Here is a 22,059-nt window from a genome sequence, read left to right as displayed (position 1 = left end):
TGATTTAGGTGCGAAATAATGAAGCTACTATATTCATATTCATAGGATCCATAATTGTAGGAGTTTTAATTTCTATGAATATTGAAATAGGAGAAAATAGCAAATATTTAGATATGGAACAATATGAAGCTGCATATAACGAGAAGGCTACACTACACAGAGATATAATTGCACTTCAAAATCAAATGGATGAATTAAATGATAAAATAGAAAAGTATGAACAAGGATCTAAACATAATTATGAAGTGTTTAAAGAAATTGATAAGGAATTAGAAAATAATAGAGTGGTTTTAGGAACTACAAAAGTTAAAGGTGAAGGCATAAAAATTACATTAAATGACTCACCGCAAATGGAAAATAAAAATTCAATTATACATGATGCTGATATAGTTAAGGTTATAAATGAACTTAGAAATGCAGGGGCTGAGGCTATTGCTGTTAATGATCATAGAGTTATTTATAATACATATGGATTGTGTGCAGGATCCAATATTGATTTAAATGGAATAAAAATAGTAGCACCTTTTTATATAACTGCAATCGGTAATAAAAATGTTATTGAAAATTATATTGAAACTCAAGAAAATCACATAAAAGCATTACAAAGAAGAAATTGTTATGTAGAAATAGAAACATTATCTAATGTAGAAATACCAGGATATAATGGAATAATTACTTCTAAATATTTAAAAGATGCCACAGGAAAATGATATTAAAAAATATTTAAAATAAGAGGATTTTATATTTAAATGCAGAATATATTAAACAAGTTATTTTAAATTATTAATTATATATAAAGCCTATAGTTAAAGGAGGTTTGAAAATGTCAATTGCAGAAAATTATAACATAATAAAAAAAGAACTTCCATCAGAAATTAAATTAATAGCAGTATCTAAAACAAAAACTGTTGAAGATATTAAAAAAGTTTATGATGTGGGATGTAGAGATTTTGGTGAAAATAAAGTTCAAGAACTTTTAAATAAATACGATAAATTACCAGAAGATATAAAATGGCATTTAATAGGACATTTACAAACAAATAAAGTAAAGTATTTACCTAATTTAGTATATTTAATACATTCTTTAGATAGTATAAAACTTTTGAATGAAATAGAAAAGCAATTTTCTAAATGTAACAAAGTTGCAGATGTATTGATTCAAATAAACATTGGTAAAGAAGAAGCAAAAACAGGATTAAACATAGAAGATTTAGATGAATTAATATCTGAAGTTGAAAAATGTAACTTTGTGAAAGTTAAGGGTTTAATGGCCACTATTCCTAAAGGCAATGAAGAAAGTTGTAGATATTATTTTAAAAAAATGAAAGAGATATTTGATAATCTCACAAATAAAGAATTTAAAAATATATCTATGGAGTATTTATCCATTGGGATGAGTGGAGATTATGAATATGCAATAGAAGAAGGAAGCAATATGATTAGATTAGGATCTAAGATATTTGGTAAAAGAAACTATGATTTAAATAATAATTAGGAGGTAATTTAAAAAATGGAAGGAAAAATATGGGATAAAGTTACTAATGCATTAGGCATAGGAGTACAAGATGATATAGATGATGAATTTGATGAGGTTGCTGCAACAGAGGAACCAGTGGAAGAGTATTCTGAACTAGACATAGAGAATTTTGGAACAAATAAGAAGCAAAATAAAATAGTAAATATACACACAGCAACTGCAGCAAAAGTAGTTATAATAAAACCACAAAATTATGATGAAGCTAAATCAATTGTAGATAACTTAAAGAGCAGAAAAATTGTTCTTGTTAATATAAATGGTATAGAACAAAAAATAGGTCAAAGAATTTTAGACTTCTTAATAGGGGGAGTATATTCTCTAGAAGGAGATTTACAACAAGTAGAAAAAGGTGTGTTTATACTTTGTCCATCTAATGTAGAAGTTACAAATGATTTAAAAAATGAATTATCTAGTAAAGGCCTTTTTGGTTTACAAAGATAGTGGAGGTTTAAATGACAACACTTTTAATAAATATAGTAACAATGTTTTTTGAAGTAATAAAATTTGCTATTCTTATAGAAGTTTTATTAAGTTGGGTTCCAAATGGAAGAAATAGCAAAGTGTGGGACATTGTTAGAATGGTAACTAGACCAATTATGGAACCTTGTGAAAAATTAAATGATATGATTTTTAAAGGATTTGTTTTGGATTTTTCACCAATTATTGCTTACTTTTTAATTTATCTTATAGAACAAATAATAATTACTGTACTTTTTAAGATATTTTAAATTATGATTACGAAAGATAGTTTTTTTAGATATTTTAAAGATTTTGATAAAGATATTATAAGTAAGCTTTATGATAAAGTTATATTAGCACAAAAGACAAATACAGTAATCTACTTTAAGTTTTTTACATATTGTAGTCTTTATGAAAAATTAAAAAGCATTGAGAACAATTTAGATTTAAAAGTGTATTGTGATGGAGGTTTTGAAGAGTTTGATAGAGCAATGATTTCACTTTGCAATTATGAAACTTATGAATACTTTCCAATAAATATAATAAGAATAAAAAATAAATCTAAGTTTAAAGAACTAAAGCACAAGGATTATTTAGGTTCCATTATGGCGTTAGGAATAAAACGTGAACTTTTAGGGGATTTAATAGTTAAAGATAACTATGCATATGTTCCAGTAGTTGAAGATATATCAGAGTTTATAAAAAACAATTTAAGTAGCATAGGAAAATGTCCTTGTGAGGTTACTATCTTAGATGATAGATTGAAAGATGTACCTAAGGTAGAGTATGAAGAAAAATCTATTATTGTTACATCTTTAAGATTAGATAATATTATAAGTTCTTTATGTAATATTTCCAGAAGCAATGCATTGGAAATGTTAGATGGTGGAAAAGTTCTTGTAAATTATATACAAGAAAATAAAAAAGATAAAAATATAGTAGAAAATGATATAATAACTGTTAGAGGTTATGGTAAGTTTAAAATAGGAAGTATTATTAATAAAACAAAAAGTGATAGGACAAAGCTTTCTATAAAAAAGTACAAATAATTAGAGGTGAAAGATATGAAGTTAACTGCAATGGACATTAATAACAAAGAGTTCAAGAGAGTTATGAGAGGATATAGTCCAGATGAAGTAGATGAATTTCTAGAAAAGATAGCAGAAGATTATGAAGCAGTTTACAAAGAAAATGCAACACTAAAAGAGAAAATATCAGTTTTTCAAGATAAGTTAGAGCATTATTCTAAAATAGAGAGTACAATACAAAGTACTTTATTATTAGCTCAAAATGCAGCAGAACAAGCTAAAACTACTGCTGAAAATGAGGCTACTTTAATAATTAAGAATGCAAATGAAACTGGTAAGAAGATTTTAGATAAAGCACATAATGATGTTCTTCAAGTAAATGATGATTTTGACAAAACAAAACAAGAGTTTTTGAAATTTAGAACAAAATTTAGAAACTTTATGACAAGTCAAATTGAGATGTTTGAAACTTTAGAGAGAGATTTTGATAAAAATTACAACATTTCAACAACTATAGATGAAGCCTTAGAAGAAACACCTAAGGAAATAGAAATGAATACTGAAGAAATCGCTTATGATTTAGAAGAGTTACAAGAAATAAAAAGTTTTTTTGCAAATGAGTAACATTATAGACTTTTAAGGTAAATTTACTTTGAAAGTCTTTTTGAATTATATGGAACATTTTTCAATGTAGAATTTTATTGATTTTAGATAACAATAATATAAAGTCTCAATAAAGATTTATTTAAAGAGATTATTTATGTATAATATAATGTAGATATTATAATTTAAAGGAGAAAGTTATGAAGGAAATCTCTGTAAATAGTAATAATAAAGTATATAAAGTATATATGGATAATGATATAAATAAAATATTTTTAGCATTTGAAGAAAATAAAGTAAGGAAAAATGGTAAAATATTTATAATAACAGATGATAATGTTTATTCAATATACGAAGAAAAGATTAAGAAACTAATGAAAAATTTAAACTATAATATTTTCATAATGCAACATGGAGAAGAAAACAAGAGTTATAATACTATATCTAAAATATATGAATTTTTATTGCAAAATGAATGTGATAGAAAGGATTTATTAGTAGCTTTTGGTGGTGGGATAGTAGGCGATATTACTGGTTATGTAGCAGCAACATATATGAGAGGATTAAAGTATGTATCTGTACCTACAACCCTTATTTCACAAGTAGATAGCTCTGTTGGTGGTAAAGTTGCATATAATTTTAATAATGTAAAAAACCTTATAGGAACTTTCTATGACCCTAGTTTTGTATTTATATCTGTTTCATTTTTAAAAACTTTAAGTAAAAGGGAATTTATAAATGGAATGGGAGAAGTAATGAAATATTGCATCATAAAAGATGCTAATCTTTTTAAATATATAAAAACTAATATGAAAGCAATATTAGAACTTGAAAATGATAAATTAATCTATATAGTTAAAGAATGTATAAAAATAAAGGCAGACGTAGTAGAGAGTGATTATAATGACCTAGGATATAGAAATATATTAAATTTTGGACATACAATAGGTCATGCAATCGAAATAGATTCAAATTACGAAGTATCACATGGAGAAGCTGTGTCACTTGGTACACTTGCAGCTATAAAGCTTTCAGAAATGAAGTTTTTTATAGATTCTAATATATATAAAGAAATAAAGAAAATGTACTCAAAGTTGGGTATGAAAATAAATTATGATATAGTTGATAAAGATAAGTTTTTGAAAACTATAAAGCATGATAAAAAAATTGAAAATAATAAAATTAAATTTACACTTCTAGAGGATATTGAAAATTGTCAAACAAAAGTAGATATTACAGAAGATGAAATAGAAAAAGCAATAAATGAAAGTATAGGGAGGAATTTATAAATGATAATAGGAATAATAGGAGCAATGAGTGAAGAAGTACAAGGATTAAAGGATGAAATGATTCTTGAAAGTAAAAATACTAAGGCTATGATGGAGTTCCATAAAGGTAGAATTTACGAAAAAGAAGTTGTAATAGTTACTAGTGGTATAGGAAAAGTAAATGCAGCTATATGTACTCAAATTTTAGTAGATGATTATAATGTAGATGCAGTTATAAATGTTGGAATAGCTGGTGGAACAGGAATGAATATATATCCAGGAGATATAGTTATAGCATCAGATTTAGTTCAACATGATATGGATGTTTCTGCTTTTGGAGATGAAATAGGACAAATACCAAGATTAGATGTTTATGACTTTAAATGTGATAAAGAGTTAGTAAGTCTTTGCACAAAAGCTTGTGAACAGTTAAAAGAAGTAAATCATTGTGTAGGTAGAATAGTATCAGGTGATCAATTTATTAATGATGTAGAAAAAATAAAATGGCTTAACACTAAATTTAATGCATTAGCTTGTGAAATGGAAGGTGCAAGTATAGCACATGCGGCTTATTTAAATCATGTTCCATTTGTGGTTATAAGATCTATATCAGATAATGCAAATAATGGAGCACATATAGATTATGAAAAATTTAAGGATATAGCAGTAAAAAATTCAAATAATATTTTAAGATATATGCTAAAGTCAATGTAGGTGATATTTAATGATAGTAGAGAAAAACTCTGGAGAAAATATAACTGTTAAAGTAAAAAATGCAGTTATTGGTGGAGAAAATAAGGTTGTAATATCTGGTCCTTGTTCTGTTGAAGATTATGACACTATGATGGAAATTGGAGAAAACTTAAAAAATATAGGTGTAGATATTTTAAGAGGTGGAGCTTTTAAACCGCGTACATCTCCATATGATTTTCAAGGTTTGAAATTTGATGGCGTAAAAATTCTAAGTGAAGTAGGTAGAGAATTTAATATGCCAGTAGTTACTGAAATTATGGATGCTAGAGATATTGAGCCATGTCTTAAATATATAGACATGATTCAAATAGGGTCTAGAAATATGTATAATTATACGTTGTTAAAGGAACTTGGAAATTATGATGTGCCTATACTTTTAAAAAGAGGAATGAGTGCAACTATAAGTGAGTGGTTAAATGCAGCTGAATATATTATGAGTAGTGGAAATAGCAATGTTATATTATGTGAAAGAGGAATTAGAACTTTTGAAACATATACAAGAAATACATTAGATTTAAATAGTGTTGCTGCAATTAAAGATAAATATAGATTGCCAATAATAGTAGATCCAAGTCATGGTACTGGAAGAAGAGAACTTGTAAGTACAATGGCATTAGCCGGAATAGTTGCTGGTGGTGATGGCCTTTTAATAGAGAGTCATATAAATCCTGATAAAGCAATTTCTGATGCAAAACAAACTGTAAATATAGATACTGTTAAAGGTATAATTGAAAAGGTTAAAAAATTACAGGATATAATATAGGAGATTTTTATGGATTTACATATAAAAGGTGGTAATAAAACTTTTAATATAGAAACATCAATACCAGGTGATAAATCAATAGGACATAGATCTCTTATTATAGGTGCTATTCCTAAGGGTAAATATAAAATATATAATTTTTCATTTAGTGAAGATTGTAATACAACTTTAGATACAATTAAAAAATTAGGTGTAGATGTAAAAGAAATTTTAGAAGAAGATAAGAAAGTCTTAAATGTTTTTTCGCCGGGATATGAAAATTTTAATAGAAATATATTGGAAATAAATGCCAACAATTCTGGAACTACAGCAAGGTTAATTTTAGGATTGTTATCTGGTACAAATGTAAATACAGTTATAACTGGAGATGATTCCTTAAGTAAAAGACCTATGAATAGGGTTTTGAATCCACTTATATCAATGGGAGCAAAATTTGAATGTAGCAATGGCTATTTGCCAATAAAAATTAATAACAATAATGGCATTAATGGTATAAAGTATGAAATGCCAGTTGATTCAGCACAAGTAAAATCAGCTATATTAATAGCAGGATTTTTTTCAAAGGATAAAACTATAGTTATAGAAAAAAATAAAACTAGAAATCATACAGAAAAAATGTTTAAATACTTAGGTAGTAACATAAAGGTTAATGAGAATAAGATAACTATAAGTAATTCAAAGCTTATATCTAAAGATATATATGTACCTGGTGATCCATCTACTGCAGCTTTTCTAATAGTTGCAACAATAATATCTAAAGATTCAAGTATTTTAATAAAGGATGTATTATTAAATAAAGGAAGACTTAAATATGTAGAAATTCTTAAAAATATGGGTGCAAATATAGAGATAATAGAAAAAGGCTTTAGAAATGAAGAGCCTATAGGAGACATAGTTGCTTTTAGTAGTAATCTAAGTGGAATTACAATAGAACATAGTGAGATAGCTAGCATAATTGATGAAATTCCTATATTAAGTGTTGCAGCAGCATTTGCAAATGGAGAAACAATTTTTGAAAATGTTGAAGAACTTAAATACAAAGAAAGCAATAGAATAAATGCAATGGAAATTAATTTAGCTAAAGCAAATATAAAAACTTCACTAGATAATGATTATAATTTTAAAGTAATAGGCAATAATCAAGATATTGAAAGTGATGTAAAATTTGATTCTTATAATGATCATAGAATAGCGTTAGCTTCTTTAGTATTAGCTATTAAAAACAAAGGAAATACATTAATTAAAAATTATGAATGTACTAATATATCATTTCCAAATTCACTAAAATATTTTAAGTCTATTATAAATATAGAAGAAATGTAAAAAAGACAGTGTAATAAATTTTAATTAAAAACAAACAATAATTAAGAAAAGTAAAGTTCATAATCTTTCTAAGGAGTGAGTGAAATGGATAATGCTAAACTTAATTATTTTAAAACTAGACTGTTAAATGAGAAAAGTAAAATTGAAAAAGTTATAGAAGAGAGAAATCCTAAAAGTGAAGTTAACACTAATGTACAAATGGCAAATGAATTATCTGTTTATGATGATCACACAGGTGACAGTGCTGGTGACTTATTAGACACAACAATAGATATTTCATTAAGTCAAAATGAAAAAACTATATTAAATAAAATAGACAATTCATTAAAGAAAATCGAAAATGGAACTTATGGATTATGTGATAAATGTGGTAAAAAAATATCTAATATGAGATTGGAATTTATGCCATATGCTGAAAATTGCATAGAATGTCAAAATGAAATAAACAATGTAATTGAAGTAGAAGAGCATAGCCTAAACAGGCTTGAAGCTTTAAGACAAAGTGAACAGCCATCATACTATGCATATAAAATTCCAGATCATAACGTATATAAATTCAATAATGGATTTGAAAATATTGCTGGATTTACAGACATAGATGAAGTATATGATGAATTTTATTACGATGACAATTATTATGTAGATCCAATAGATTCTATAAGTAATGAACAGTATAAAAATCAATTACCATATTAAAATAGAAAATAATTGAAATAAAATAATAAATATAGGAAACTATATTTATTATTTTATTAAAAGTTAGGGGGAACCTAAAATGGGATTAGAAATAATAATTATATTTATAGGTTTTTTTGCAGACAGAATAACAAAACTTTTAGCGTTAAAAAGCCTTAAAGGAAATGAAGGAATAACAATAATTAAAGATTTTTTTGCTTTTGAATACTTAGAAAATCGTGGAGCAGCTTTTGGAATTATGCAAAATAAAATTTGGTTACTAGTTATAGTTACTACTATAGTAGTTGGTGGGATTTTATATTACTTAATAAAGCATAAACCTAAATTTAAACTTACAAGAATAGCATTTTCTATGATAATAGCAGGAGCATTAGGAAATTTTTATGATAGAGTTGTATATAAATATGTTGTAGATTTTATTTCAGTACATTATCAAGATGTATACTATTTTCCAACATTTAATGTAGCTGATATATGTGTAACTTTAGGAACTATAGCTATAATATATTGTATAATAAAGGACGAAATTTAATGGAAAAAATGATTTTAGTAGTAGATGAAAAAAATATAGATAAAAGATTAGATTTATTTATAACAGATAATATAGAAGGAAAATCGAGATCTTATGTTCAAGGATTAATAGATGAAAAAAATGTAACTGTAAATGGAAAAGTAAAAAAGAGCAACTATAAATTAAAATTGAATGATGAAATTGAAATAGAAATTCCAGAACCAATAGAGCTAAAAGTAGAAAAAGAAAACATACCAATAGACATAGTTTATGAAGATAATGATGTGATTATAGTAAATAAAGACAAGGATATGGTTGTTCATCCAGCACCAGGAAATTATACAGGAACATTAGTAAATGCACTTATGTATCATTGTAATGATTTATCAGGTATAAATGGAGTTTTAAGACCAGGTATAGTACATAGGATAGACAAAGATACATCAGGAATACTTGTTATAGCTAAAAATGACAATTCTCATAATGAACTTGCAAAGCAATTTAAAGATCATAGTATAACAAGGACTTATTATGCATTAGTAGAAGGTAAATTAAAAAGCGATACAGGAAGTATAGATGCACCAATAGGGAGACATCCAGTAGACAGAATAAAAATGGCAGTGGTTAAGGATGGAAAAAGAGCAGTAACACATTATGAAGTAATAGAAAAATTTAATCATTATACTTTAGTTAAGTGTAATTTGGAAACAGGTAGGACTCATCAAATTAGAGTTCATATGGCTCACATTGGACATCCTTTAGTAGGAGATGAGATTTACGGATTTAAAAAACAAAAATTTAAATTGCAAGGTCAAGTATTGCATGCTAAGGATTTAGGTTTTATACACCCAACTACAAAAGAATATGTTGAATTTTCATCTAAGCTACCAATTTATTTTGAAGATTTATTAAATAATTTAAGAAATACAGATTCATAAATATTGAAGGAGGAGAAAAAATTGGAAGTAAAATCAATACTTTTAGATGATACCGCTATAAAAAGAACATTAACGAGAATTTCTCATGAAATAATAGAAAAAAATAAAGGTGTAGAAAATATAGTATTAGTTGGAATAAAAACAAGAGGAGTACCTCTAGCTAATAGAGTAGCAGAATTAATAGAAAAATTTGAAGGAAAAAAAGTACCAGTTGGAATGTTGGATGTTACTTTATACAGAGATGATTTAAGTGAAATATCAAGTGAACCTAAAGTTAACACTAAACATATTGATATAGAAATAGAAAATAAAAAAATAATATTAGTAGATGATGTATTATATACAGGTAGAACTGCAAGAGCTGCATTAGATGCCATTATAGATGCTGGAAGACCAGAAATGATACAATTAGCAGTATTAATAGATAGAGGACATAGAGAATTACCAATAAGGGCAGATTATGTAGGAAAAAATATTCCAACATCTAAAAAAGAAATAATATCTGTTAATCTTAAAGAAATAGATGGAGAAGATTCAGTAAATATAGTAGAAAATTAAACAAAAAGAATTGGAGATAAAAAAATATATGATGTATGATATAATTGCCACTACGACTTTTGGATTAGAAGCGATTACAGCTAGAGAATTAAAAGATTTAGGATATGAAGATTTAAAAGTTGAAAATGGTAAAGTAACATTTGAAGGTGATGAGATGGACATAGCAATTTGTAATATTCATCTTAGAACTGCAGAAAGAGTTTTTATAAAAATGGCTGAATTTAAAGCTACAAGTTTCGAAGAATTATTTCAAGGAACATTAGCTGTAGATTGGGGAAGTTTAATACCTAAAGATGGAAAGATGCATGTTATAGGAAAATCAGTAAAATCATTATTACATAGTGTTCCAGATTGTCAAAGTATAGTAAAAAAAGCAGTAGTAGAAAGTATGAAAAAGACATATAACACAGATTGGTTTACTGAAGATGGTCCAGTGTATAAGATAGAGGTTGCAATTCTTAAAGATATTGTTACACTATCAATAGATACTTCAGGTGTAGGATTACATAAAAGAGGTTATAGAGAAAATGCTGGTCATGCACCACTAAAAGAAACTTTAGCAGCAGCTATGGTTTTAATATCAAAATATGACGGAAGTAGATTATTGCTAGATCCATTTTGTGGTTCAGGAACTATTGCAATAGAAGCTGCTATGATAGCTAAAAATATAGCACCAGGAGTTAATAGACGTTTTGAAAGTGAAACATGGCCTACTTTCCCAAGTGATATTTGGGAACAGGTAAGGGAAGGTGCTAAAAGATCACAACACAATAAGAAAGAAGTTGAAATTTTAGCATCAGATATAGATGGAAGAGTATTGAGAACAGCTATGGATAATGCAAGAAAAGCAGGAGTTGATGATGTAGTTAAATTTCAAAAACTTCCAATGCAAAGTATAAGTTCCAAGAAAAAAAGAGGAATGATAATAACTAATCCACCATATGGTGAAAGATTATTGGATGAAAATGAAGTAAGAACACTTTATAAAGAGTTTTCTTCAGTTTATCATAAATTAGATGACTGGTCATGTTATGTGCTTACATCATTTGAGGATTTTCAAAGATGCTTTGGTAGAAAAGCTGATAAAAATAGAAAATTATATAATGGTAGGTTGCAATGTTATTATTATCAATATAATATATAAAAAATAAGAAGTATGTTAATCATACTTCTTATTTTTGTTCAATTTCAGGAACTTTAGGTGTAACATATATAGTTTTATTAGTATAATAAATTACCATTCCAGGTTTAGCACCAGAAGGTTTCTTTACATTTTTTACTTCAGTATAATCTACAGGAATATTTGAAGAAGTTTTACCTTTACTATAATAACCAGCTAAATTAGCAGCTTCTAATAAAGTAGAATCACTGACTTCTCCATTACATTTTATAATTACATGAGAACCAGGAATATTTTTAGTATGAAGCCATATATCATTTTTAGATGCAAACTTCAAAGTTAAGTAATCATTTTGAATATTATTTTTACCAACATAAATATCTATATTATCACTAGATAGAAAATGCATTGGTTTAGATGGCTTATTCTTTTTCGTATTTTTAGAAGATTTTTTAAATGCTATATAGCCTGTTTCAACAAGTTCAGATTTTATATCTTCAATTTCATGATAGTTGTCAACGTTAAGTATATTTGCCATAACTGACTCTAAGTAAGAAAGTTCTTCTTTAGCAATCTTAATTTGTATTAATGCATTTTCTTCAGATTTTTTTAGTTTATTATACTTTTTAAAGTAAATTTGAACATTTTCAGAAGGCGTTTTATTTTCATTTATAGGAATGTCAATATATTCTTCATTTTCACTATAATAATTTAAAACTTTTACAGACTTATCACCTTTTTTTATTGAGTAAATATTTGCAGTTAAAAGTTCACCATAAAGATTCAATTTTTGTTTTTCTTTACAATCATCTAGAGTTTTTTCAAGTATAGATACTTTTTTATTTACCCTATCTATATTAGTGTGTACAATTCTTTGAAGATCATGACTTCTATTATTTAGACGATCACTTTTATCTTTTTCAAAATAAAATGATTCAATAAGAACAGAAGGTGAATTAAATTCTTTTAGTTCAAAATTTTCATTTTTAAGAGAATGTAAATCTGTACAATAGAAATCTTTTAAAATACTATTTTTACTATAAGAAACATAGTTAAAGTTAACATCTTTTATAGTATTAAAAGTTTTTATAATAAAGTCATAAAGTCCATCTAAGTTATTTAAAGAAAAGTCTATATTATTACTTTGTAATCTAAATAATAACTCTTTTGAAAAGTTAGAGCTTATACCGGTAAATATATTTGAAAAAAATTTATTGTCTAATTCTTTTTTACTATAAACATCCATTACTTTTTTAGTGAAAGCTTCTTTGTTAAAAGAAAATGTATTTAGTTTTAGTGATTCAGGTGGAAATTTATATGGAACACCTGAGTATAAAACTCTATAAGTATTTATGTCTGGGGTAATATGTTTTATACTGTCCATAACTAAATTGTCACGTTTTCTTACAAGAGAAATATTACTATGACGTCCCATAATTTCTACAATAAGAGAGTATTCACTATTAAATCCTAGCTCATCAGTACTTTCAAATTCTAAAATAACTAATCTATCACTTTGCACTTGTTTTATATCTTTTAATGTTGCAGTGTTTAAATATTTTCTTAAAACCATACAAAACATAGGTGCTTTTAAAGGGTTTTCTTTATTTGTATTTGTTAAATGAATTCTAGAGTAATTAGAGCTAGCACTGATTAAAAGTTTTTGGCTTTTTCTATTTTTCTTTAGGGTTAATATTATTTCATCTTTTTCAGGTTGATTTACTTTTTCTACTCTAGCATCTATTAATTCATCTTTTAATTCATTAATTAAACTATATAAGTAAATTCCATCTAATGCCATGTGAATCATCCTTTCCTATGGAATTTTAAAGTGTGATTATAGTACTAAACCACACAATGCCAATTTATTATAGTATAACATTAATATAAACATAAACAAATATAGTAGAAAAAATAAAAGATACAAACTATAATAATGTGTATAGAAGAAAATAAAACTTTAAGTTATTCATGTTTCAATTGAGAATTTATTCTCCAAAAGGAACTTTTTATGTATAAGTATTATGATTATTTTATTTGAAGTGCAAATATAATATTGTAGCGACACCATCATTATTAATTGGTTCCAAATGTTGTAATGGATATAAAAGGCAAATCTGGAATTGTCATTTGATAAAGATACTATTTTAAATTTGAGATTAGAACCCTATAGAGTGGAGGAAGATATATGAAATTTATAAAGATGCAGGGTGCAGGAAATGATTTTGTTGTTTTAGAGGATATAGAAAATAAATGTACTGATTTAAATAGTTTAGCGAAAAAACTTTGTGATAGAAGATTTGGAATAGGTGCAGATGGAATTTTAGTTCTAAGAAAGTGTAAAGAAGCAGATGTTGAAATGATAATAATAAATGCAGATGGTTCTTATGCTTCTATGTGTGGAAATGGAATTAGATGTTTTGCAAAGTTTGCTTATGAAAATGGTTATGTAACAAAAGAAAATATGACTATAAAAACAGGTGATGGGATAAAAGGGGCAGAATTAATTTTTAATAATGACAAAGAAATAACAGGAGTTAAAATTAATATGGGAATGCCATCTTTTAATTCTATAGATTTTAAATGTACATTAAACACAGAGATAATAAATTATGATATAACAGCTAATAACAAAAGTTATAAAATAAATACTTTACTTATGGGGGTTCCACATACAGTTATAATTGGAAACCTTGATGAGTATGATATAAATGAAGGAAAAGAAATAGAAAAATATGAAATATTTAAAGAAGGAACAAATGTTAACTTTTGTGAAATTATTGATAGAAACAATATAAGTGTAAAAACATGGGAAAGAGGTGCTGGACCAACATTAGCATGTGGAACAGGAAGTTGTGCATCAGTTGTAATATCCAATAAATTAGGATTTATAGATAAAGCTTGTAAGGTTACTATACCAGGAGGAGAGCTTTTTATAGAAATTAAAGAATGTGGAGTTATGATGACTGGACCTGCAGAAAATGTATTTGAGGGGAATGTTGAAGTATAATTATAAGATACGGTTAAGTTGAAATAAAATAATAAAAGAGAAGGTTCAATAACTAAAATTACTGAACTTTCTCTTTTATCATTTGTTATCATATTTAAATTTTAAAATTAAGGTCTATATATAACATATGTTTAAACCTGCAATTAATGGATTTAGTAATAGTGTTAGGTATTATTATTGCTAATTTTTACTTTTATAAAAAAATATATAACTCATAACACAAGGTACAAGTGAACAAAGTAAAATTGCAAAAATAATAAAACCAAGCAAAACATTACCTGAAAATATAAAAGGTGCTATCATAATTATAAGTCCTGATATTACATATAATTTACCACTTAATCTATGAGTTTTTCTCCATACATCATCATTACTAAGTGTCCAAGGTGTTCTTATACCAAAGAAAAATGTGCTTTTACATTTAGGTAAATAATTTCCTAGAATAATAAATAGCATACCTACAATTAATGGAATTATTTTGTCAACAGGTATATCATATCCTAATGATGCAAAAATAGTTACAAAACTGAGTAAACATAAGAATAGAACTAAGAAAAATACTATAACATCATATTGCTTTTCATATTTTATATAATTTTTACTTCTAGGATCAATTTTAGGTAAAAATTTAAGTCCTAAGAAAGATAGTAAAGATAAGATAGGACCTAAAAAGATAAATGGTCTACTTCCATAATTGTCTATATCACCATTAACATTCCAATGTATAGGTATAGAATCTGGCAATTTATTATAAATCGCTACACAGAAAATAAATGTAACTAAAATTAAGCCAAAAGATAACATGTCTTTCTTCTTCATTTTTTAGTACCTTCCTCTTTCATTGTTAAGTTTATAAACCAATTCATTAAATCTTCAAACACAGAAGTATTTAATGAATAATAAATGAATTGACCTTTTCTCTCATCGTGAACTAAATCTGCTTGCTTTAAAATAGAAAGGTGATGAGAAATACTAGGTTTTGATATATCGAAGTAATTAGCAATGTCACCTGCAGTCATATCTTCAGATTTTAAAAGATCTAAAATTTTTCTTCTAGTTGGATCTGACAATGCTTTAAATACATCATTAAACAAAAAAATTCCTCCTTATTAAGAGACTATCTTTAAAATTTCAAAATGTCATATTAAGAAAAAATACATATTAAGTTTTAACATCTATTTTAAATTAAAATACAATAGGTTAAACCTTAAAATTTAAATTCTTAATTTAAAGAAAAATAATTACATTTTTAAACTATTAAATTTACTAAAAAAACTCTATTATATTTACATTATACAATATATGTTACACCTATAATAGACAAATTTAATTTAATTGAAATTATAGATACTAAAAAGTTAACATAAAATTAACTTCAATTTGAAATAAATCCATATAAAATTTGAAAAAATGGCAATTATTATAAATAAGTAGAGGTGATATAAATGAACTTTCAAAAGTTTGATATTGAAAATTGTGGGATAAATGTAATATCAAAAGATTTAGCATTAAGGTACAATTTAATTCCTTATAAAATGGATGAAAGTAATATATATTTATTTGTTTCTAGTAAATTAAGTAAAGAAATTATAGAAGAAATAGAATTTATAACATCCAGAAATGTAAGGGAGAATTTTCTAGATGAAATTAGCATATTAAATTTAATAAAATTCTATTACAATAAGGAAAGTTTAAAGAAAAATATAACTAAATTAAAAAGTAAAAAGCAAATAGAAAAAAGTAATATGAACTTTATAGATATACATACGAAAAAGGATGATTCACCAGCAGTTTTTATATTAAATTCCATAATTAAAGAAGCAATAACGAAAAATGCAAGTGACATACATATAGAACCATTTAAAAATAGTGTATTAGTAAGAATAAGAATAAATGGTGATCTTATAAAAATTGAGGAATTTCCAATAGAGATTTATGAAAATATAATTTATAGAATAAAAATACTTGCATCTATGGATATAAGTATAAAAAATAATCCACAAGATGGTAAGATAAGATTTAAATTTAATGGCGAAGAATTTGATCTTAGAATATCATCACTGCCAATAATATATGGTGAGAAATTTGTAATAAGAATACTTTATAAAAATAATATGAAGTACTCTCTAGAAAATATAGGCTTTGAAAATGAAGATGTAAAAACAATACGAAAAGTATTAAAGGCTAATAGTGGTATGATACTACTTACAGGGCCTACTGGCAGTGGAAAAACTACCACATTATATTCTATGATTCTAGAAATGGATAGAGATAGAAAAAATATAGTTACCGTTGAGAATCCTATAGAATATGAAATAGAAAAAGTAAATCAAGTTAATATAAATCCTAATATAGGTTTAACATTTAGTAAAAGTTTAAGAAATATTCTTAGGCAAGACCCAGATGTAATTATGGTTGGAGAAATTATTGATGAAGAAGCTGCACAAATTGCAATAACTGCATCCTTAACAGGGCATTTAATTTTGTCTACTATGCATTGCAATGATACATCATCATCAATAATAAGATTAATTGATATGAATGTACCAAAGTATTTAGTAGTAGATTCTGTTGGGCTTGTTATATCTCAAAGATTAGTTAAAAAATTATGTAATAATTGCAAAAAAACATATATGGCTACTAAAGAGGAAGTTAAAGACTTAGAAATAGAAAATGAAGAAATGTTATTTTCAGCAGTGGGATGTGATAAGTGCAATTATACAGGATATGATGGAAGAGTTATGGTTTATGAGTTAGTTCTAATACAAGACAGTCATAAAAATATAATTATGAATTATGATGATATAAATGAATTAAGAAAATATAGTTTTAATGACAAAGGAAATTCATTAAAGGAAAAACTAAAAAAATTAGTTTTAAAGGGTGAAACAACTTATGAGCAATATATAGGTAACTTAAAATTAAACTATATGTCAAAGAGAGGATAATTTTATGGAGTATAAATATTTGGCTGTAAATAGAAATGGAAGTATCAAAAAAGGATATGAGTATGCAGAAAATAATTTAGAACTTTTAAGATTATTAAAAAGAAAAAAATTACTATGCATAAAGTATTCAAAAGTCAATAAGATTTTTTCAAGAAGAAGTGTAAATATTGTTTCATATAAAGATATTGCTATGTTTTGCAAATATATGTGTATAGCATTAGAAACTAAGCTAAGTTTTATTGAAGGTCTAGATTTAATAATATCTAGAATTAATAATAAACCTATAAGAAAAAGTTTGAAAATAATTAAAGAAGATATGGGAAAAGGTGAAAGTTTATATAGAGCTATGATGAAACATAGAAATATATATCCAAATAATTTAATAAACATGATTAAGATAGGAGAAGATAGCGGAAATTTAAAAAACATATTTAATAATATGGAAAGCTATTATCTACAAAAATCTAGATTAAGGAAAAAGTTTTTTACATCATTTATTTATCCAGCATTTGTACTTATAGTTGGAATAAGTATACAAATTGTATTTATGACCACGATACTTCCTAAATTTATAAATCAATTCAATATTGATTTAACTCAATTACCAAGCATTACAAAATTTTATTTGAATACTAGTGAATATATATCCGTAAATAAATTTAAAAGTTTAGTACAAATATTCATAATAGTAGCATTAGTTTTAATGCTGAAAACAAATAAAAAATTAAGAGAAAACATAACTAGATTTAAATTTAAAATTCCTTTATTAAGAAAGATACTTATAAAAAAAATTAGACAAGAATTTAGCAGTAGTATGTCTATGCTTCTAAACAGTGGAATTAATTTAGTTGAAAGTTATGATATTACAACAAGTACAATAAGCAATAAATATATAAAAAAAATTTTATATGAAGGATTAAATAAATTAATAACAGGGGAAACACTTTCAAATTCACTTAAATCTACAGAAATATTTGAAAAATTTTTTATTGAAGTTGTAGCCATAGGAGAAGAAGGTGGAAGATTAAATGAAAGCTTCAATACTTTAAAAGATATTTTAACAGAGGATATGGAAAGTTTTTTAGTTAAAGTTACAGAAATAACGCAACCAACAATAATAGTAATAGTAGGAATATTGATAACCACAATGATAGTTGCTATGTTAATACCTATGTTAAATATGATTGAGTTTATGGCTTTATAAATTTAAAAAAGTAAATAAAAGGCGTGATAAGTTTGAAAAAACATGGTGCAATTCTTATGGAGAAAGTTGTAGAGTTATCAATAATATTAATAATAGTTACAATATCGCTACTTTCATATAAGGCACTAAAAATATATAAAAGCAAATTAGATTTAGAGTATTCAGCAAATGAATTAATTGACATTTTAAATGTAGCCAGAAGCTATAGTAGAAATAATAATTGTGAGACAAGACTTGAATTACAATATGACAATAATAAAAATATCCAAAATATTTATTTTATAAGCAATACAAAAATTATTAAAGACTTTAAGTTAAAAGAGGGAATAAAAATAAATGAGAGTAGCTTTAAAAATATAATAATAGATAAGACAGGATACATAACCAAATCAACAACAATATTGTTGCAAGATGAAAAAGGAAAGGAAAAGGAAATATCTATAATGGTAGGTACAAGTTATGTCAATCTTAAAAAATAAGCGAGGATATATAATTATAGAAGCAGTAGTTGCTATGAGTATAGTCCTTATTTTAATAACGTTAATTCTACAAACTATAATTGTTAATAGAAATATTGAAAATAAAATTAAAACTAAAAATGATATATGTAAATACATTCAAAAGTCAGAAAAAATTATAATATATAATACAGAATTTCAAGAGATAGAGTCGTTATTAGATAAGAAGATATATTTAAATGAACGTGATTTAAACAACTATTCAGAAGGTGGAATTTTAAAAATAGCATCTAAGTATGACAAGGAAAATTCAATTTTACAAATAAATTTAAAAAAAGAAGATGATTATGTAAAAGTAAAAATAAATGGAATTTCAAAAGGTGAGATAGTTGAAAGTTGTACATTTTATAAAGGATTGTATGAAAAGAAAAGAAAAATATAGGATGCAAAGAAATAAGGGATATATTTTATTAGAGAGTTTAATTGGGATATCATTAGGAATAATTATACTTACAATACTAATTAGTACATTTAAACTTTGTGATAAATTATTTTATGAAAAAATTAAATATAAAAGAAATATGGTAGACATAGAAGAGTGTTTACATTTCATTGAACATGAAACCATGGAAAATGTTATTAAAATAGAAATAATAGACAATAATATAATTATACATAAAGAAATAGAAGAAAAGGATAAAAATGGGGTCAAAAGCAAATATAAAATTACTAAGCTTATAAAACAAATAGATAATAATTTATTTGTTTTAAACAAAGAAGGATGGAATACTCCAGAAGATACAACTTATAAAAACTATATAATAAGAAACATAAAAAATTTTAAAACAAAAAAAGTTGGTGATTTGTTTTGGGTAGAAATAGAAAGCAATGAAGGAATAAAGTATGAGAGGTGGTATTCATTAGAAAAAAGTTAGAATATAAAAACGGATATGTAATGATATCGGTTATTATATTAACGGCTATAATAATGATTTTAAGTACATACATGGTTGGAAAAAATCAAACTGTATTAGAATATTTTAAATCTAATAATAAGTACTTAATTACACAAAAAGAGGAAGAAGAGACAAAGGAAATTATATTAAGTAAATTATATAATAAGTTAAAAAATACAAGTGATGAAGAAGATGAAGATTTTATGGTTGAATTCAACAATAGCACAGGTATTTACTCAAAGGATAGTAAAAAGGTAACAGTTAAGTTTTTAAATAAATTTAAAAGAATTAAAATTTACAATTATAACGTTATAAAAGAAGGCGGAAAAATTTACTTTGAAAATTGAAAAAAATTATTGCTAAAATAATTGAAAGGAGTAAAAATGGGAATCTTCATATATGGTGATAATAAAAATATTAAGGGATTAGAATATAATAAAAAATTATTTAATAAAGTAAAATTTAAAAGAGAATATAAAAGTAATGAAGAAATTGAAGAGCTGTATTTGAAAAATAAAAAAATAATCTTAAACATAGAAGGGCAAGAACTTTTTATAAAAATAATAAAAGTACCTAAAGTGAAGAAAAAATATTTAAGAGATGTAATCCAAAATGAAGTATTGATAAGATACGGAGAAGATATAATTTATAATTATGATGTGCTAGAAGAAAAAACAAATTGCTTTAAAATTGTTTTGTACTGTGCACACGAAAGTAGTATAAGATCATTGCAAATCAATACTGTAAAGAATGGAAATTTAATTAAAATAGATTTTACTCAAAATAATATAATTAATTACTATTCAAAAATGATTTTAAAAGAAACGTATATGTTAATTATACAATATAGAGATTATATATATTTTTTGAAAGTATATAAAAATAAATTAATCTTTAATAAGGTTATACAAACTAAAAAATATAATGAAAATCATATAGAAATGGAAATAGATAATTTTTTGGATTGTAATATAAAATATAAAAATATATACTATTCAAATTTAGAAAACTTTAAAGAAAAATTAAAGGAGTTAAATGCAACACAACTTTTAAATATAGATATGAATACATTTTTAAAATATATTATATAACAAAAGGGTGAAAAAGATGATAGAAAAGTCTTTTGTAATGATTTCTAAAAAGAAAAAATATGAGATTAATCAAACTTATAAAAAGAAATTAATTATATATGTAGTATTATTAATTTTCATAAATTCATTTTTAGGTGTAAAAAATTTAGAGGCAGATAAATATAATAAAAAATTAAGTCAAGCCACTAATGTAAATGCAGAAAATAAAATAACAAAAGATACAAGTACTACAGATATGCTGAAAAAATTTAATAATAAGTTTCAACCAGAAAGATTAAACATAGAAAACATATTAGTAAATAAAGATAGTGTAGAAATGTTAATAAGAGTAGAAAATAAAAAAGAATGTTTAGACATTATTAGAAGATTAGAAAAAATATATAAAATAAGTTCTATATCTCCAATCATTGAAGAAAATGATAAAAAATTAATAAAGGTGATATTATGCTAAAAAATAATACTATAGTTTTAAAAATAATTATTATATTTTTTTTACTTATTAGTGTATTTAATGTAAAATTATATGTAGATAATTATGTGAAATTAAAAGATGAAAGTGTTACAGTGACAAATACGATAGAAAAAACATATGGTTTTGTAGATGCTCTAGAGATATTATATTCTTATGAAAATTTAAATATAGATAATATAGAGGTGGAAAATGATAGATGTATTTATACTATTTCATTCAATGGTCAATATGATGAACTTTTATCTATATTAGAATATTTGATAGGTTTTGATGAAGTTATATCTATAGATAACATAAATATAAAGAATATGAAGGATGTAACATTTAATATAGAGTTTATAAAAAATAAATAGTAAGGAAAAA

Annotated in this window: 28 protein-coding genes; 25 read left to right on the top strand and 3 right to left on the bottom strand. The window is 24.9% G+C overall.

Features of this window, described 5'->3' with window-relative positions; genetic code table 11:
* The first annotated feature begins 8 nt into the window (after positions 1-8).
* The 15 genes from BN346_RS13920 to BN346_RS13850 all read left to right on the top strand — a co-directional run bounded on the left by BN346_RS13920 (position 9) and on the right by BN346_RS13850 (position 11,581).
* Positions 9-710 (top strand): DUF881 domain-containing protein, encoded by a 702-nt coding sequence (locus BN346_RS13920; protein WP_040329402.1) that lies wholly within the window; start codon positions 9-11, stop codon positions 708-710.
* A gap of 113 nt (positions 711-823) precedes the next feature.
* Complete coding sequence (locus tag BN346_RS13915) at positions 824-1,495, top strand: YggS family pyridoxal phosphate-dependent enzyme (protein WP_040329401.1); 672 nt, start codon at positions 824-826, stop codon at positions 1,493-1,495.
* 15 nt (positions 1,496-1,510) lie between these two features.
* The gene (locus BN346_RS13910; protein WP_040329400.1) at positions 1,511-1,978 is read left to right on the top strand and encodes a cell division protein SepF; all 468 of its coding nucleotides are present in this window, start codon (positions 1,511-1,513) and stop codon (positions 1,976-1,978) included.
* Positions 1,979-1,989: 11 nt separating this feature from the next.
* The gene (locus BN346_RS13905; RefSeq protein WP_040329398.1) at positions 1,990-2,265 is read left to right on the top strand and encodes a YggT family protein; all 276 of its coding nucleotides are present in this window, start codon (positions 1,990-1,992) and stop codon (positions 2,263-2,265) included.
* A gap of 3 nt (positions 2,266-2,268) precedes the next feature.
* Complete coding sequence (locus BN346_RS13900; RefSeq protein WP_040329396.1) at positions 2,269-3,045, top strand: YlmH family RNA-binding protein; 777 nt, start codon at positions 2,269-2,271, stop codon at positions 3,043-3,045.
* Positions 3,046-3,060: 15 nt separating this feature from the next.
* Complete coding sequence (locus BN346_RS13895; RefSeq protein WP_040329395.1) at positions 3,061-3,648, top strand: DivIVA domain-containing protein; 588 nt, start codon at positions 3,061-3,063, stop codon at positions 3,646-3,648.
* A gap of 179 nt (positions 3,649-3,827) precedes the next feature.
* Positions 3,828-4,916: a 3-dehydroquinate synthase gene (aroB, locus tag BN346_RS13890; protein WP_040329394.1), complete on the top strand. Its 1,089-nt coding sequence runs from the start codon at positions 3,828-3,830 to the stop codon at positions 4,914-4,916.
* Entirely contained in the window at positions 4,917-5,609 is a 693-nt protein-coding gene (locus BN346_RS13885; protein ID WP_040329393.1) for a 5'-methylthioadenosine/adenosylhomocysteine nucleosidase, read from the top strand. It abuts the gene before it with no gap.
* 10 nt (positions 5,610-5,619) lie between these two features.
* Complete coding sequence (gene aroF / locus BN346_RS13880; RefSeq protein WP_040329392.1) at positions 5,620-6,411, top strand: 3-deoxy-7-phosphoheptulonate synthase; 792 nt, start codon at positions 5,620-5,622, stop codon at positions 6,409-6,411.
* A gap of 9 nt (positions 6,412-6,420) precedes the next feature.
* The gene (gene aroA / locus BN346_RS13875; protein WP_040329390.1) at positions 6,421-7,734 is read left to right on the top strand and encodes a 3-phosphoshikimate 1-carboxyvinyltransferase; all 1,314 of its coding nucleotides are present in this window, start codon (positions 6,421-6,423) and stop codon (positions 7,732-7,734) included.
* A gap of 84 nt (positions 7,735-7,818) precedes the next feature.
* Positions 7,819-8,430, top strand: coding sequence for a TraR/DksA C4-type zinc finger protein (locus BN346_RS13870; RefSeq protein WP_040329388.1), 612 nt, complete (start codon positions 7,819-7,821; stop codon positions 8,428-8,430).
* A 79-nt stretch (positions 8,431-8,509) separates the two neighbouring features.
* A complete protein-coding gene (gene lspA, locus BN346_RS13865) occupies positions 8,510-8,962 on the top strand; it encodes a signal peptidase II (RefSeq protein ID WP_040329386.1) in 453 nt (150 codons plus the stop codon).
* The gene (locus BN346_RS13860) at positions 8,962-9,879 is read left to right on the top strand and encodes an RluA family pseudouridine synthase (protein ID WP_040329385.1); all 918 of its coding nucleotides are present in this window, start codon (positions 8,962-8,964) and stop codon (positions 9,877-9,879) included. Before lspA ends, BN346_RS13860 begins: the two co-directional genes overlap by 1 nt.
* 21 nt (positions 9,880-9,900) lie before the next feature.
* Positions 9,901-10,437, top strand: coding sequence for a bifunctional pyr operon transcriptional regulator/uracil phosphoribosyltransferase PyrR (gene pyrR, locus BN346_RS13855; RefSeq protein WP_040329384.1), 537 nt, complete (start codon positions 9,901-9,903; stop codon positions 10,435-10,437).
* Between the two features lie 28 nt (positions 10,438-10,465).
* Positions 10,466-11,581 carry a THUMP domain-containing class I SAM-dependent RNA methyltransferase gene (locus BN346_RS13850; RefSeq protein ID WP_040329383.1) on the top strand — a complete coding sequence of 372 codons (1,116 nt, stop codon included), beginning with the start codon at positions 10,466-10,468 and terminating at the stop codon, positions 11,579-11,581.
* A gap of 28 nt (positions 11,582-11,609) precedes the next feature.
* Here BN346_RS13850 and BN346_RS13845 read toward each other — a convergent pair whose 3' ends face one another.
* Positions 11,610-13,358, bottom strand: coding sequence for an Rqc2 family fibronectin-binding protein (locus BN346_RS13845; RefSeq protein WP_040329381.1), 1,749 nt, complete (start codon positions 13,356-13,358; stop codon positions 11,610-11,612).
* Positions 13,359-13,745: 387 nt separating this feature from the next.
* Between BN346_RS13845 and dapF the strand changes: the two genes are divergently transcribed.
* Entirely contained in the window at positions 13,746-14,567 is an 822-nt protein-coding gene (gene dapF / locus BN346_RS13840; protein ID WP_040329380.1) for a diaminopimelate epimerase, read from the top strand.
* A gap of 180 nt (positions 14,568-14,747) precedes the next feature.
* Here dapF and BN346_RS13835 read toward each other — a convergent pair whose 3' ends face one another.
* A complete protein-coding gene (locus BN346_RS13835) occupies positions 14,748-15,386 on the bottom strand; it encodes an SdpI family protein (protein ID WP_040329379.1) in 639 nt (212 codons plus the stop codon).
* The gene (locus BN346_RS13830) at positions 15,383-15,661 is read right to left on the bottom strand and encodes an autorepressor SdpR family transcription factor (RefSeq protein WP_040329378.1); all 279 of its coding nucleotides are present in this window, start codon (positions 15,659-15,661) and stop codon (positions 15,383-15,385) included. Before BN346_RS13830 ends, BN346_RS13835 begins: the two co-directional genes overlap by 4 nt.
* Before the next feature lie 351 nt (positions 15,662-16,012).
* On the opposite strand from BN346_RS13830, the gene BN346_RS13825 reads away from it, so the two are divergent.
* From BN346_RS13825 to BN346_RS13785, 9 genes are read left to right on the top strand one after another with little or no spacing between them, the layout of a single operon-like run.
* Positions 16,013-17,515, top strand: a complete 1,503-nt coding sequence (locus BN346_RS13825) for a GspE/PulE family protein (RefSeq protein WP_051540421.1) — start codon at positions 16,013-16,015, stop codon at positions 17,513-17,515.
* A 4-nt stretch (positions 17,516-17,519) separates the two neighbouring features.
* Positions 17,520-18,719: a type II secretion system F family protein gene (locus tag BN346_RS13820; protein ID WP_040329376.1), complete on the top strand. Its 1,200-nt coding sequence runs from the start codon at positions 17,520-17,522 to the stop codon at positions 18,717-18,719.
* Positions 18,720-18,751: 32 nt separating this feature from the next.
* A complete protein-coding gene (locus BN346_RS13815; RefSeq protein WP_040329374.1) occupies positions 18,752-19,198 on the top strand; it encodes a hypothetical protein in 447 nt (148 codons plus the stop codon).
* A complete protein-coding gene (locus BN346_RS13810; protein ID WP_040329373.1) occupies positions 19,179-19,619 on the top strand; it encodes a hypothetical protein in 441 nt (146 codons plus the stop codon). The genes BN346_RS13815 and BN346_RS13810 overlap by 20 nt, the downstream gene beginning before the upstream one ends.
* Positions 19,597-20,112: a hypothetical protein gene (locus BN346_RS13805; RefSeq protein ID WP_148361107.1), complete on the top strand. Its 516-nt coding sequence runs from the start codon at positions 19,597-19,599 to the stop codon at positions 20,110-20,112. The genes BN346_RS13810 and BN346_RS13805 overlap by 23 nt, the downstream gene beginning before the upstream one ends.
* The gene (locus BN346_RS13800) at positions 20,088-20,480 is read left to right on the top strand and encodes a hypothetical protein (protein WP_040329370.1); all 393 of its coding nucleotides are present in this window, start codon (positions 20,088-20,090) and stop codon (positions 20,478-20,480) included. The genes BN346_RS13805 and BN346_RS13800 overlap by 25 nt, the downstream gene beginning before the upstream one ends.
* A gap of 36 nt (positions 20,481-20,516) precedes the next feature.
* Entirely contained in the window at positions 20,517-21,224 is a 708-nt protein-coding gene (locus BN346_RS13795; RefSeq protein ID WP_040329369.1) for a hypothetical protein, read from the top strand.
* Between the two features lie 16 nt (positions 21,225-21,240).
* Positions 21,241-21,675 (top strand): hypothetical protein, encoded by a 435-nt coding sequence (locus BN346_RS13790; protein ID WP_040329367.1) that lies wholly within the window; start codon positions 21,241-21,243, stop codon positions 21,673-21,675.
* Positions 21,669-22,049, top strand: a complete 381-nt coding sequence (locus tag BN346_RS13785) for a hypothetical protein (RefSeq protein WP_040329366.1) — start codon at positions 21,669-21,671, stop codon at positions 22,047-22,049. The genes BN346_RS13790 and BN346_RS13785 overlap by 7 nt, the downstream gene beginning before the upstream one ends.
* Positions 22,050-22,059: the final 10 nt, after the last annotated feature.

This window comes from Clostridium ihumii AP5, from assembly GCF_000612845.1.
Lineage (GTDB): Bacteria > Bacillota > Clostridia > Clostridiales > Clostridiaceae > Clostridium_J > Clostridium_J ihumii.
This window is presented reverse-complemented; position numbering and strand designations above follow the sequence as displayed.